This is a genomic window from Streptococcus sanguinis (genome assembly GCF_020729765.1).
Lineage (GTDB): Bacteria > Bacillota > Bacilli > Lactobacillales > Streptococcaceae > Streptococcus > Streptococcus sanguinis_Q.
Genome location: NZ_JAJEPD010000017.1, coordinates 119,354 through 133,279 on the forward strand (window position 1 = coordinate 119,354; position 13,926 = coordinate 133,279).

The 13,926-nt window shown below is 42.0% G+C and carries 15 protein-coding genes; 4 read left to right on the forward strand and 11 right to left on the reverse strand.

Annotated elements, in window-relative coordinates; all coding sequences use genetic code 11:
- Window positions 1-38: 38 nt before the first annotated feature.
- A complete protein-coding gene (locus K4H96_RS01520) occupies window positions 39-1,361 on the forward strand; it encodes a DUF2974 domain-containing protein (protein ID WP_223337164.1) in 1,323 nt (440 codons plus the stop codon).
- A gap of 157 nt (window positions 1,362-1,518) precedes the next feature.
- Window positions 1,519-2,715 (forward strand): ferredoxin reductase family protein, encoded by a 1,197-nt coding sequence (locus K4H96_RS01525; RefSeq protein WP_223337165.1) that lies wholly within the window; start codon window positions 1,519-1,521, stop codon window positions 2,713-2,715.
- Between the two features lie 151 nt (window positions 2,716-2,866).
- Here the strand turns inward: K4H96_RS01525 and K4H96_RS01530 are convergent, their stop codons facing one another.
- A complete protein-coding gene (locus tag K4H96_RS01530; RefSeq protein ID WP_227956324.1) occupies window positions 2,867-3,427 on the reverse strand; it encodes a hypothetical protein in 561 nt (186 codons plus the stop codon).
- Window positions 3,428-3,502: 75 nt separating this feature from the next.
- A complete protein-coding gene (locus K4H96_RS01535; protein ID WP_125382838.1) occupies window positions 3,503-4,222 on the reverse strand; it encodes a suppressor of fused domain protein in 720 nt (239 codons plus the stop codon).
- A 196-nt stretch (window positions 4,223-4,418) separates the two neighbouring features.
- On the opposite strand from K4H96_RS01535, the gene K4H96_RS01540 reads away from it, so the two are divergent.
- The gene (locus K4H96_RS01540) at window positions 4,419-4,946 is read left to right on the forward strand and encodes a DUF2975 domain-containing protein (RefSeq protein WP_223337166.1); all 528 of its coding nucleotides are present in this window, start codon (window positions 4,419-4,421) and stop codon (window positions 4,944-4,946) included.
- 12 nt (window positions 4,947-4,958) lie between these two features.
- Window positions 4,959-5,168 (forward strand): helix-turn-helix domain-containing protein, encoded by a 210-nt coding sequence (locus K4H96_RS01545; protein WP_002894739.1) that lies wholly within the window; start codon window positions 4,959-4,961, stop codon window positions 5,166-5,168.
- 59 nt (window positions 5,169-5,227) lie between these two features.
- Here the strand turns inward: K4H96_RS01545 and lacG are convergent, their stop codons facing one another.
- The 9 genes from lacG to K4H96_RS01590 form a co-directional block, all read right to left on the reverse strand.
- Window positions 5,228-6,634 (reverse strand): 6-phospho-beta-galactosidase, encoded by a 1,407-nt coding sequence (gene lacG, locus K4H96_RS01550; protein WP_223337167.1) that lies wholly within the window; start codon window positions 6,632-6,634, stop codon window positions 5,228-5,230.
- Between the two features lie 98 nt (window positions 6,635-6,732).
- Complete coding sequence (locus K4H96_RS01555) at window positions 6,733-8,439, reverse strand: lactose-specific PTS transporter subunit EIIC (RefSeq protein WP_223337168.1); 1,707 nt, start codon at window positions 8,437-8,439, stop codon at window positions 6,733-6,735.
- Window positions 8,439-8,756, reverse strand: a complete 318-nt coding sequence (locus tag K4H96_RS01560) for a PTS lactose/cellobiose transporter subunit IIA (protein ID WP_002894735.1) — start codon at window positions 8,754-8,756, stop codon at window positions 8,439-8,441. Before K4H96_RS01560 ends, K4H96_RS01555 begins: the two co-directional genes overlap by 1 nt.
- A gap of 49 nt (window positions 8,757-8,805) precedes the next feature.
- Window positions 8,806-9,639 carry a PRD domain-containing protein gene (locus tag K4H96_RS01565; protein WP_227956325.1) on the reverse strand — a complete coding sequence of 278 codons (834 nt, stop codon included), beginning with the start codon at window positions 9,637-9,639 and terminating at the stop codon, window positions 8,806-8,808.
- Between the two features lie 196 nt (window positions 9,640-9,835).
- Window positions 9,836-10,816 (reverse strand): tagatose-bisphosphate aldolase, encoded by a 981-nt coding sequence (gene lacD / locus K4H96_RS01570; protein WP_002905075.1) that lies wholly within the window; start codon window positions 10,814-10,816, stop codon window positions 9,836-9,838.
- Between the two features lie 3 nt (window positions 10,817-10,819).
- Window positions 10,820-11,749, reverse strand: a complete 930-nt coding sequence (locus K4H96_RS01575; protein WP_223337172.1) for a tagatose-6-phosphate kinase — start codon at window positions 11,747-11,749, stop codon at window positions 10,820-10,822.
- 12 nt (window positions 11,750-11,761) lie between these two features.
- The gene (gene lacB, locus K4H96_RS01580) at window positions 11,762-12,277 is read right to left on the reverse strand and encodes a galactose-6-phosphate isomerase subunit LacB (RefSeq protein WP_002905077.1); all 516 of its coding nucleotides are present in this window, start codon (window positions 12,275-12,277) and stop codon (window positions 11,762-11,764) included.
- A 16-nt stretch (window positions 12,278-12,293) separates the two neighbouring features.
- On the reverse strand, window positions 12,294-12,719 hold the full coding sequence (gene lacA / locus K4H96_RS01585; RefSeq protein ID WP_009659075.1) for a galactose-6-phosphate isomerase subunit LacA: 426 nt from the start codon (window positions 12,717-12,719) through the stop codon (window positions 12,294-12,296).
- Between the two features lie 208 nt (window positions 12,720-12,927).
- Window positions 12,928-13,683, reverse strand: a complete 756-nt coding sequence (locus tag K4H96_RS01590; protein WP_049543145.1) for a DeoR/GlpR family DNA-binding transcription regulator — start codon at window positions 13,681-13,683, stop codon at window positions 12,928-12,930.
- Between the last annotated feature and the right edge of the window lie 243 nt (window positions 13,684-13,926).

Genomic DNA, 13,926 nt, shown 5'->3' on the forward strand with positions numbered 1-13,926 from the left:
TCCCTCCCGATTGCTTGCTAGTAACATTATACCAAAAAATGCGATTGCTTGTTTATCATCCTCAGTCTAAGGTAGGATTTTTCTGGAAAAGAGAAATTCTATCTGAAAAATATGCTATACTAACTAGTAGAAATTGGAGATATAACATGAGCAATATTTTTACTTACCTTGAAGAAGTTCAGCATGACAGCATTTATGATAAACCTTTCAATGAACTGGATCTTCTAATCCTGACAGAGCTAACCTACTTGCCTTTTGACCAACTAGTGCATGAAGACATGTCCCCTTACTGCGACTGCCGGCTGCTGGATTTGGCCAATCAAGTACCGCGCGACCTCTCCATGATGGTCAGCAAAAATCGTCTGAAACTGCTAGATTTGGCCGCAGCCTCTACCCGCTTTAAAAATCTAAAACTGATGGGCTATGTCAATGACGTTGACCAAGATATCCAGAAGCAATTCGCTGCCTTGATTTTCAAAATCAAGCCCGATACCTATGTCCTGGTCTTTCGCGGCACAGACGACTCCATTGTCGGCTGGAAGGAAGACTTCCACATGACCTATATGGCTCAAATCCCTGCTCAGAAAATGGCCGCCCGCTACCTGCAGAAAGCCTTAGAAAATCTGCCCGGTAACTTTATCCTAACCGGCCATTCCAAAGGAGGAAACCTGGCTTCCTATGCAGCCAGTCAGATGGAAACGTCGCTTCAAGACCGTATTGAAGCCATCTACAGCTATGACTCTCCCGGTCTCAATCACTCTGTCACCGAAAGTAATGGCTATCAGGCCATGGTTGAAAGGATGAAACGCTACCTGCCTCAGAACTCCATCGTCGGCATGATGCTGGAAACACCTAAGGAAGCTAGGATTGTTAAAAGCAGTGCCATCGGCGGCTTTGCCCAGCACGATACCTTTTCGTGGAAAACCAAGGGAGACTCTTTCCTATTGCTGGATACACTAGATGCAGAGAGCCTGCAGATTGACAAAACGTTTAAAAATTGGGTAAGTACCGTTTCAGATGAAGAACTTAAAGACTTTTTCGACCTCTTTTTCGGACTGATTTTGGATGCTGGTATCCAGTCTGTCGACGAACTGTCCAATGTTGAAAACTTTAACAAAGTTCTCGATATCCTGAAAAATGCTCAATCTCTATCAGACCAAGAACGTGACATGCTGCTGCGCTTGTCCAAGCTTCTACTGAATATGCGTGTCCAAAGCTGGAAAGATGACATTAGCATACCTAATCTTTCTGAAATTGGCAAAGATATCCGAGAAAACCTATCACGCTGGAGCAAGCAGCTACCTTTCGGCCAGTCTGAGACTGATAAAGTGGAAGAGACTGCTACAGAAGTTCACGAGTAAAATCACAAATCTCTTCTATAGCTTGGCTAACGGAAGAATTGACCTATCCATACCAAAAACAAAACAGGCTCTTATCTTGACAGCTTGTTTTTTCTTTGTTAAAATGTAACAAAAACATTTACAACTAAGTAGTGATAAAAACAGAAAGGATACCATCATGAAATCTATCAAAGGAATCCCCCTTATCGCCGTCAGCATAATCCTGACTATCTATGCTTGGGCTTCAGCTGGGATGACCAACTTTATCGTACCTGGTCTAGCCTTGACTACCCTCTCGCTAACTTTTTTACTTGCGACTCGGAACTCCCTATTGGAAAAATGGTTCCATGGCATCGAAAAGATGTACGCCTATCATAAGTTTACAGCTATCTTTTCCGTCGTCCTGCTTGCTCTCCACAATGTTGCCATGGGTGGCAGTCTCTGGGGCTCTCATCTAGCAGCCCAGCTTGGAAATGTCGGCATCTATCTCTTTGTCAGTATTGTTCTGGTGGCCTATCTTGGCAAGCACATCAAGTATGAGGCTTGGCGCTGGATTCACCGCTTTGTCTATCTGGCCTATATCTTTGGTCTCTTCCACGCCTATATGCTGATGGGCGGTCGACTCCTGACACCGACCTTGCTAGGCTTCGTAGTCGGATTCTACGCTATCATCGGTTTAGCTTCTGGCTTTTATATCATCTTCCTCTATCAAAGTTTGGCCTTTAGCCATCTGGGAAAAATCATTCAGGTCAAACGCCTGAACCACGATACCGTGGAGTTGAAGATCCAGCTTAGTCAAAAGCTAGACTACCAGTATGGGCAGTTTGCCTTTGTCAAGATTTTCCAAGAGGGATTTGAAAAAGCGCCACATCCTTTCTCTATCTCTGGCGGTCATGACAATATCATCTACTTTACCATCAAGAACTCTGGTGACCACACTAAGAAACTTTATAACAACATTCAAGAAGGAACCAAGGTCACCATTGACCGAGCTTATGGTCACATGATTCTTGACCAAGGACAGGAAAAACAAATCTGGATTGCTGGTGGGATTGGCATTACGCCCTTCATCTCCTATATCCGAGAAAATCCTAATCTGAATCGTCCAGTCAGCTTCTACTATGCTTATACCGGAGCAGAAAACGCTGTTTACCTAGACCTACTCAAAGACTACGCAGCCAAGAATCCGCAGTTTGACCTTCATTTGGTAGATAGCAAGGTCTCCGGCTATTTGGACTTCAAGAATTATCCTCTGGACAACCAAACCACCGTCTTCATGTGCGGACCTGTCAAGATGATGGAGAAGCTAGCCAACGAATTTAAAAAGACCAATCCTAAAGCAGAGCTGGTCTATGAAGGCTTTAAATTTAAATAAAGAGTATAAAACATCAGGAGCAACGATAAGGTTGCCCCTGATGTTTTATTGTCTAGTAATAAATTGAAATGAACCATGATACAGCTTCGGAAGTCTACCTAATTCGGAAAAATCTTCTCCAAGGAATCAGGAACAATTTCAATAGCTGATGTTACTGTTTTTTAGGCATGTTTGAAACAAAAATATAAGACATTTTCAAAACACTTACCAGTTTATCACGTTTCTCTTTTAAGTTCTGCAGGAACGGATCCCGTACTTCTGCTGGAACTTCTAAATCATCTGAACCATACTGAGATAATTGATCACTAAGAGTCTGTTTTGATTCCTCAAAAGCTTTCAAACCTTCTTCCGCTTCTTTGTCAAAATCTGCTCTTTCAGACTCGGAGAGTTTTTCTTTAATTTCTCCACTATATTTGATGTAATTATCCGCAAGCTTATTSTAGACGGTTTTCAAATCACCAATTGTTGTTGCGTTAGCGATTTCTTCGTCTGTAACCAAAACAAAGTCAGGTGTTTCTAAATTGGCACTTGACGAAGTGCTTGAGCTGCTTGAGTTACTTTCTTTACTGCTTGATTTTGAAGACTTTTTAACTGAGCTAGAAGCAGCCTTGCTTTCTGAAGATTTAGAAGTAACGGATGAATGATTATTTGAACATGCTGCTAAGGTAACTGCTGCTAAAAGAGCCACGCTGGCTGAAAAAATCTTTTTCATTTTTATCTCCTTAAATAATAAGTAATTTCATTATAGAATAAAACTAATGAGCTGTCAAAAGTTGATGAAAACTCGTCATCCAACAAGCGACTGCCGACCATAGTCTGTTAGGTCGCTGCCCAAGCGAGCGTAGAGGTCTTGGGCAGTCTCTTCTTCATTGAGGATTTGCTGTAATTCTGCATCTGTCACACCAACCAACTCAATAAAATCTACCCAGCCATGGACTGTCTCCAAAGGCTGGGCTTCTACATCCGGAACCGTGATAAAACCTGTTAAAGCAGACTCCTGTTCACGGTCAAAGCCAAGAAGCTGTCCAGTATAAATGTACTCAAAAGGCTGATAAACCTCTCCAGTCTCAAAGGTCCGGCGCGCCAACTCCTGAAAAATCGTGACGATATTGATAAACTCATCATTAGCTTGGTAGTTTCCTTTTTTCAGTCGCATGGTAAATTCAAAACCATAGCCACTATAGTTTGGATCTTCACTGAGCTTTTCATACAGCTCAGATAAGCCATAACTAACCAAATGCCAAGAGTCACCTGCATCATAGACATCTACACCATCCAGCGGATCCGGCCCGCCAAAACGCCATTTTACAATGGCCTCAATATGGTCTACCGGCTCTTGATTATTATATATCCGAGCAAATTCTGTTGAGATGGCTTCCCATCCCGGAGCTTCCACATAATCTTCTACCGGATCGACATGCTCTACTACTTCTTCGTACTCTTCATAGACAACTTCCTCAACTTCCTGATTTTCCGACTGTTTTTTAAAGAAATCAAAAATTCCCATTTTTTCCTCCTTGAATTAATTTGAAAACAGTATAGCATAAAAAATAAGGAATTACTTTTATGATAGAAGGAAATTTATTTTTGTTTTTATCGTTTTTCGATATATTTTTCTTGAAATACAATAAAAAAAGGATTATAATAAAAATAAAAGGAAAAGAAAATCTACTGCCGGCTGATTTTCGATAGAGGTAAGCATCATGAAAAAGATTGAATTAAAAAATAACTCTTTGCTCAAAGATATCGTTACTCTACTGAATCTTATCATAGTGGGTTATGCTGCTATTCTGGTGTTTCTTACTATCCTAAGTGTGATTTCTTACACCGGTCTTTCCGACAGGTTTGGAATAAAGCTCAATGTTCAATTTCTGCCCTCAGTTGATTTTTCAAATTTGTGGAGTATTCTAGCTTTTGTTATAAATCTTCTCACAGCTTCTTTGACTATTTATCTCATCTATCTTGCTCGTAATTTCATCAAAAATTTGATTGGTGGAAAGATTTTTGATTCATCAAACACGCAACTAGCTGATAAGGCATGGAAAGTATTTCTGGCTCTGACCTTTCTTTCCTTTAAGGTTGCTGCATCAGGCAATCCCATCGCCCTCCCCTTCTCTTTTAACGCCAGTATGAGCTTTACACCTCTCTTGGGCGCTCTGATTATTTGGCTGATGATGAAAATTCTGGAAAAGGGGATTGATATAGCTGAAGAGAATGAATTTACCATCTAGGAGGCTGCTATCATGATTATCGTTAATCTTGATGTCCAGCTGGCCAAGAAAAAGATGAAACTGGGTGAACTGGCTGATATCATTGGTATCACAAACGCCAACCTTTCCATTCTCAAAACGGGCAAGGCTAAGGCTATCCGCTTTAGCACCCTCAATGCCATCTGTCAGGCTCTTGATTGCCAGCCCGGAGACATCTTAGAATTTACAGATGATGAAGAATAAAAAAACTCCCGTCCTAGCCGATTTTATTTAGCTAAGGATGGGAGTTTTGTTTTGCTTTTCTATTCAATCATTTGTGTTTCGGCTAGTTTCTTATACCAGTGAGCGGATTTCTTTGGATAGCGTTCCTGCGTTTCGAAATCTACGTAGAATAAGCCGTAGCGTTTTTCATAACCGTTAGACCAAGAAAAGACATCCATCAGAGACCAGATAAAGTAGCCCTTGACATTAGCCCCATCCGCAATCGCATCAGATAAAACTTCCAAATGCTGCTTGACGTAGTCAATACGAGCATCGTCGTAAACCGTATTGTCCACAAATTCATCCTTATAACCCAGACCATTTTCTGTGATATAAATCTTCTTGTAGTTGGGATAATCCTTCTTAATCCGCATGATCTGATCATAGAGGCCTTGCGGATAGATAATCCAATCCCAATCAGTTTTCGGAATATGAGTTGGAGATTCTCTGCGCCCTACACCCTTAATCTGGTACTTGGAGCTTCCCTTTTCGCCTTTACCGTTATGGATAATTTCTGTTTCACCGTCAAAGTCGCGCATCCAGTCACTCATATAGTAGTTGATGCCAAGGAAGTCATTAAGATCTTTAGCTGCTTCTAAAGCCGCAAAGTCTTCATCTCGTAGATCCAGCTGACCACCATTGATCTTAAGGATATGATTTACTCCTGCCAGAGTTACATCTGAATAGTGCCCCAGATAAGTCGCATCTAGGATAAACTTGTTATGGATAATATCTTCCAACTCTGCTGCTCTGACATCTGCTGGATTTTCTAGATCATAAGGATATTTTGTCGGAAGTGCATGAACGACACCGATTTCACCCTTGTAACCCTTGTCCTTATAGAGCTTAACAGCACGGGCATGTGAGACCATCATATTGTGATGGGATTGGAAAACCTTGGCCAAGTCATACTGGATACCCGGCGGGAATTTTCCGACTAAGTACTGACCATCACCAATAGGACCAATTTCATTGAAAGTCGTCCAATAGCGAACTTCTGGAAATTCTTCAAAACAGAAAGCCGCATAGTCTACAAAGTGCTCAATATTTTCCCGATTGAGGAAATCGCCATTTGAATGAAGAGCCTCTGGTGTATCAAAGTGGTGAAGGGTCACAAAAGGTTCTACATGACGCTTGTGACATTCTGCGAAAAGATTATGGTAAAATTCCACACCTTTTGGATTGACCTCGCCATAGCCTGTCGGAAAAATCCGTGACCAAGCAATGGAGATCCGAATACCATTGACGCCATACTCCTCAGCCAATTTCAGATCCACTGGGTATTTATGGTAAAAGTCACTGGCAGGTTCTGCCGTGTACCAGTAGTTATCCTCTAGGTACTTATCCCAGGCAACAGGTCCTTTTCCATCTGTGTGGGTTGCTCCCTCAGCTTGATAGGCTGCTGTTGCACCACCGAAAATAAAATCTTTAGGTAAGCTTTTTGTCATCTTATTTTCCTTTCAATAGCCTTTGAGGTGAAACAAGTAAGTAAATAGGTGAATAACAGGGGAATTGAACTTTGCTTCACCTCAAATGAACTAACAAATTAGTTGTTGAATTGCTCCTGAACAAAGGCAAGTGCTCCTTTACCATCACGGGTTAGTTTGATGTATTGGGCACCTTCTGTCTTAGCCAGTTTGATACCCAATTTATCAGTTTCCGCCTTCATGTCTTCAAAGTTGGAGGCAACTTGAGGAGCAAGGATAACCAGGTCAAACTCAGGCAGCATTTCACGGTGAGCACCGTAGCCACCAGCTGCTGCTTTGACAGGAACATTGTATTCAGCTGCTGCTTTATTCAAAGCGTTGGCCAGCAATCCGCTAGTACCACCACCTGCACAGAGCACCAGAACATTGGTTTCTTCGCTAATATTGTTTTGCGCTGGAGCTTCTTCATCCACACCTGCTTTTTCAAGGATAGCATCTGCTTTAGCAGTGTTAAAGTTAGCTACTACTTTTTCTTTGAGAGCATCGTTAGCTTTGCCGGAACGTTCTTCTTCTAGTATTTGTTCGTCATAAACCTTGACAAATGGATAGTAAATAATCACATCCACTACAACAAGAAGGGCTGCAAGAACAAAGGACAGAAGCTGGAAGTTGGTACCCAGCACAATTCCCAGAGGTCCAGGTGTCACCCAAGGAAGGTTGGCTGAGAAGGAGTTCATGTTCAAAGTATCAACAAAGAATTTGAAAATCCATACGTTTACGATAGGTGCAAAGATAAATGGAATGAAGAAAATCGGATTCAGTACGATTGGAGCACCAAAGAGAATTGGCTCATTGACACCGAAGAAAGTTGGAACAACAGATGCCCGACCAATTGCACGGTTACGCTCGGACTTACAGATCCACATGAAGAGGAATGGAACAATCAAGGTCGCACCAGTACCACCCATGGTAACGATGAACATTTGAGTACCAGAAGTGATGACCTTATCCGCATGCTGACCAGCTTGAACTAGAGCCAAGTTGGCATCGATATTGGCATAAGTAATGGCAGCAATGGCAGGCTCAACGATAGACGGACCGTGAATTCCCACGAACCAGAAGAAAGCGTAAGCACCAAAGATAAGAGTGATTCCCAGATAGCCATCTGCTGCTGAGAAGAGTGGAGCAAGAAGCGTTCCGATGGATTCTGCAACGGTTACTCCCAGACTTGCTTTAACAAGCAGTTCCAAACCGTAGAGCAGAACAACTGATACAGTAAATGGAATCAAGTCTTTAAATACTTGGGAAATATTTGGTGGAACTTCTTCTGGCATGCGAATGGTGACATTATTTTTTACACAAACCTTATAGACATTAACTGTAACAAAGGCTGCGATGAATGCTGTCAAAAGGCCTTTCGTTCCCATGAAGGCAGTTAGGAAGCCGCCTTCCTTGGCAGGCTCAGCTGCCATGAGGAGGAAGCCGACCATAGAAGCCAGCATAGTAGACAAGAAGTTAATCTGGTTTGTCGCAGGCAGGTCGCGGTTGACAGAGTCTGTCAAAGCCTTTGCAGTGGTCCCACCCACAAAGAAAGCCAGAATCCCCATTGAATAGCTATAAGGAGTCATTAGGAAAGTTTCAATATCCTTAGACCAGTGGAAGCCCCAAGCATTTGGCACATAGGCAATCAAGATAAAGATAGATGAGAAGAGGATGACTGGCATACCAGCGATAAAGCCATCCCGAATGGCACGGAGATAGATATTCCGAGAAATCTTCTCAAAGAAAGGCTTCCCTTTCTCAATAAGTCCGATGAGTTTGTTCATTATTTTACTCCTCTTTTATATAATTCAATCAAATGGTGCATCATGTCTTTTAGCAAAATAGTAGTCATTAAGTGATCTTGACCGTGCATCATGGTCACACTGTAAGCCAAGTCCTCACCAGCCGCTTCTTTTGTCAAAAGACTGGTCTGAGCATGGTGTGCTTCAGCGATGCAGCCATTTGCTTCTTCTACCAAGGCATCTGCCTTGGCAAAATCCCCAGCCTCTGCGGCTTTCAAAGCTTCCAGGAGCTTGGATCGAGCGTCACCAGCGTAGGCCACAATTTCAAAACCGAGCAATGTTACTTCTTCTCTATTCATGAGAGTTCCTCCTTTTATTCTTATGTAAAATGTTATTATTGTTTTCTATTTATAAAAGACGTTGAATATGCAGCACCAGGTAGACCCGTTCGCTGCGGTAAAGATCAATTCCCGTCTTCTGGGCAATGATTTGGTAAATATCACTTCCGACCTGATAGGCTTGAGGGTAGGTCATTTGAATCTGACTTTCCATTTCCAGCAGGGAAACATTGTCATCACGGCTTCTGTCCAGATAGTCTAAAAAGTAGTTCAGGTGAATCATAAAACGGTCATAAAAGTTGCTGTTTTCTGCACTTCTTTTAATGCCATTTTTCTTCAGCTCTGCTTCAACTGCAGCCAGAATATCTTTTCGCTTGCCCAAGTGACTTTGCCCCTCGGGATTGGTCTCCCCTTCAGCATTGATAAAGTGATAGGCAATGCGATTGACCTCGTCGCTCGGGAAATGATCCAACAACCGCTCACGGTATATCGCTACTGCTTCCTGAGCAATCTGATAAGGGACCGGGTATTTGTCCGAAGCATCTGGCAGGTCACTCTCCTTGTACCGCCCCTGCTGCACAGCCTGATAAGAACAGTAGATGTGATCCGTAAGTGTGACATAGATATAGTCCTGGACAGGGTAATCATACTTCTTAGAAAGGGTGTCAATCACATCATAGGTTACTGTGATAAAGTCTAGTGGAACATCTTTGAGCAAGGCCACAAAGTTTTCTTTAGACTCTTCCGTTCTTAGGCGAAAGATTTTCTCAATCTTACTTTCAAGAACGATATCACCCTTCTTTTTATTAAAGGCTATRCCACTGCCAATCAGAACAACCTCTTCACYATTTTCATGTTTGGCTAGAGCAACATTGTTGTTCATAGGATGTATGATTCGATACATATCTCCTCCTCTTCATTTTCTAGGGTTCTGGCAAAACAAAAAGACCACAAACAAACCGAGGCTAGATCTTCCCTCAATTTATTTGCGGTCACGCCTAATCCAACTTAGTAACGCTCACCCTATTCAATTTCTGATTTCATTATAGCATATCAGTCGCAGAATGTAAACCCTTACTTTATTTATTTTTTAACAAATTTTAGACTCTTTCTTTCCAAGAGGTAGCTGTTTTTTGAAGAACCTTGTTGAGCTCATCAATATTTTCAAATCCTGTTGTACGAAGCCACTTGCGAGCTGCTTCTTCGCCTTGCTCAATATAGTCTTTGACACTGCCAGCCCAAGTCGCACGTCCACAAAGAACGCCGTTGAAGTTAGCACCTGACTCATGAGCGAACACAAGTGTTTCTTGGAAGAGTTTCGCTGATACACCCGCACTCAAGTAGATGTATGGCAGGTTCGTTGCCTCATCCTGTTCCTTGAAGAAGGCTGCAGCTTGTTCTTTAGTATGCACCACTTCACCATCGCCAAAGCCTTCAACGTATTTAACGTTGACTGGAACTTCCACTTTCAAGACATCAATGTTGAAACGTGGATCTGAGAAGACCTTCATAGCTCCGATAACCTTGTGAGGTTTCACTTTAGCGTACTCAGCGCTGGAAGCATCCGCAATCTTTTCATCGTAAGCCAAGATTTCAAGGAAGAAAGGAATATCTTCTGCCACACACTCTGAACCTACACGCTCGATATAAGCCTGCTTTTGCTGGTTGAGTTCTTCAGAGCTGTCTACATCATAGTAAAGGAGGAATTTCACTGCATCCGCACCTTGTTCTTTGATGCGTTTTGCAGACCAAACATCCAGACAGTCAGGCAAGCGCTTGGTGCTAGAAGTATCGTAGCCTGTCTTTTCATAGGCCAATAACAGGCCAGCATTTTTGTCCAGAGCTTTAGTAGCAGGCAGGCCATACTCAGGATCCAGCAGCATAGACGAAGCGTAAGGAGTCAGTTCTTCTGCAACCAAAACTTTCAGTTCTTCCATTTGAGCTACTGTTGGTTCTGCTTCCTGGTGTTGAGCCATGAGGCGTTTCAAAGCACCGCGTTGGTCAAATGCCAAGGCAGAAATGATGCCATTCTCATCAGAAAGTTTTTCCATGTACTTGCGTTTTTGTTCTGTTAATACCATTCTTTATACCTCTTTTACTGTAATTTGATTATATAAATTATCATAATTGTAAACATTGACATGACCAGTCATTTTTTCTTGGGCATTGAGCATGCCCAGAACATTTGCTTTCTTCAATAAGGAAGCATCATCTAAGCGAAGACTCAGAGCCGAAGAAATCCCTGCAACAGTTGAGTCGCCGGATCCAACTGGATTAACCACTTGGATTTTAGGGATATCTACTTTATAGAAAGTGTCCCAGTGTTTGGCAAAAGCGCCATCTGCACCGAGTGATACGATGATCCACTCGATTCCTTCAAATAGCGGTTCTGAAAGGACAGCTTTTAATTCATCCAAATCTTTGGAAACCTCGCGACCCAACAACTGAGAAAGTTCCTCATTATTAGGCTTGATGGCAGTTGGTTTGACATCTGATTTAAGCACAGCTTCCAGAGCTGCCCCAGAGCAATCCAGCACCACCTTATTGCCAGCTTGATTAGCAATTTCAACCAATTGAATATAATATTTAACAGGTAAACCATTTGGTAGACTTCCCGAGATACTAACTACCTCAGCTGATTCCATTAATGATTTAAAATGATGTAAAAAACCATTTGCCTCATCCGCTGTAATAGTCGGACCAGCTTCCAGGATTTCTGTTTGCTTGCCTTCGTGTAAGATAGCAATGCAATTCCTCGTATGTCCCGAAATATTATAAAATAATGGCCGTACAGCTTGATGAAGATTCCGCAAGAGAAATTCACCATTAGTCCCACCAATCAGCCCCGTCGCAGCGACATTGTCTCCAATTTCCGCCAAGACCCTGGTTACGTTAAGGCCCTTGCCGCCTGCTGTTTTACTGACTTCCGAAACACGATTAACAGTATCAATTTTCAATTCTTCTAAAGGATAGGAAATATCGATAGAAGGATTCATGGTCACTGTAAGAATCATCTGGCTACCTCACTAGTCGTGGTACTCTCCACGATCCCATTTTTCAAGAAATTCTGTAAAGAAATTATCATCTGCCTGATGAGCATTGTGAGTCTCAACGTGCTCAATTTTTGCGATCAATTTTTTATTTTCTTCAGTTGGCTTGTACTCCGCATGGATGAAAGCTTCAATGATATCACACATGAGGAGCTCACCAGTAATTTTTCCACCAAAACCAATAACATTCGCGTTGAGTTCTTCCTTAGCATAGAGAGCTGAAGTCATATCACGTACCAAAGCTGAACGAACACCAGGAACTTTATTTACAGCGTTGTTGATACCGACACCTGTACCACAGATACAAACACCAAGATTAGCTTGTCCACTAACGACTGCCTCCCCTACTTTTTTACCAAAGATTGGGTAGTGAGTACGTGTATGGTCATAAGTACCAAAATCAAGAACTTCATAGCCTTTTGATTTTAGAAAATCTGAGACTGCCATTTTTTCATTGGTAACGATATGGTCACATCCAATTGCAATTTTCATTTGATTTCTCCTTTTTTTAGCACATTTTGTTGAGCATGTCGACCCGGATTTGGTGGCGGCCGCCGTCGTATTTACCATTGACAAAGCCTTTGGCAATGTTCTTAGCCAGCCCTTCACCAACGATTTCAGCTCCCATTGTAATCATGCGAGAGTTGTTATGACCACGAGTCATGTAGGCAGAGCGTTCATCTGAGACTTCTGCCGCAACCATGCCTTTGATTTTGGTCGCTACCATGAATGGACCAGCTCCATAAGCGTCAATGACAATACCAAGATTCTCCTCTTGTTTATTCACCTCAGCCGCAACTGCAAGGGTCACATCAACAAAATCTTGACCTTCTTTCGTCACATCCACCACTTCAAAGTTTTCTCCGACGAGAAAATCCTTGACCACATCTTTCAGCTTGCTTCCAGCAGCATCTGCTCCAATAATAATTGCCATGAGCATTCTCCTTTGTTTGATTTTTTTGCACAGAATATTGTTTATAAAAAACACTTTCTGTTTCCTATAAGCATACTATACTCCTTTAAAAGTTATTTGTCAACAGGTTTTTGTTTGTTTTAATCAAAATATTTTTGAAGATGATTAAAATAAACAAAAAAGCCCTAAAAAGAGCTTTCTGATAATTTTTTCATCCATTTAAAATAAACTAAGAAATAATCTTGGTATAAACTTCCAGTTCTTCTTGAGCATTTTCAGACATCTGGTCTGTGATAACAGCTGTAATCTCCGACAAAGGACAGATAGAGGTAAAATCTTCCTTGCCAATCTTAGAAGAATCAATCAGTAGATATGTCTCTGTCGAGCGCTCCAAAGCTAGCTTCTGAGTATAGGCCTCTTCAAAAGAAGAGGTCATAATCTGCCCGTTTTTGATACCATTGCCACTGAAAAACATCTTAGTAAAGTACATCTTATCCATGATGGCATTGGTCATCTCGCCGACAAAGGCTTGAGTCGCTTCCCGCATCTCCCCACCAAGGAGAAAGACTTTGAAGGTATCCGACTTCTTTTTTAAAAGGTCGTGAAAAATCGGCAGACAATTTGTAATCACGCGCAGATGCTGATTGGTGATTTCCTCTGCCAGCACTTCCACAGAAGTCCCCGGCCCAAGAAAAATAGTATCGCCATCTTCAATCAGCTCCACAGCCTTTTTGGCAACAGTCCGCTTGGCCTCGATATTCTGATAAAGTTTCTCTTCATGAGGGATTTCTCTGTACTTGAGGTGCTGATTACTTTTAGCCCCACCGTGAACACGAGTCAGCAGCCCTTTACTTTCCAGCTCGATCAAATCCCGCCGAACCGTCATATCTGAGACCTTCATACTCTCTACAATCTCAGCAACCGTCACTGTCCCAGCTCGATCCACCAGCTTAACTATTTCGTCCTGTCTCTGATTTTTTCCCATACTTTAGCCTCTCTACACATTGGTTTTGTTTATTATAACTCATTTTTCTGTTTTTTTCACTCCCTTCAAGTCCAAAATCTATATAATCATACCACATATAGAAAAGAGTGTCAAGTATTTTCTGTAAGTATGATGTATCCCCTTTTTATGATACAAACAAGAAGACCAACTGCTCTGATGCAGCTGGTCTTCTTTTGCTTAGAGGGTTTTACGCTTCTTAGCGGCTTTGGAAAGGGAAATATC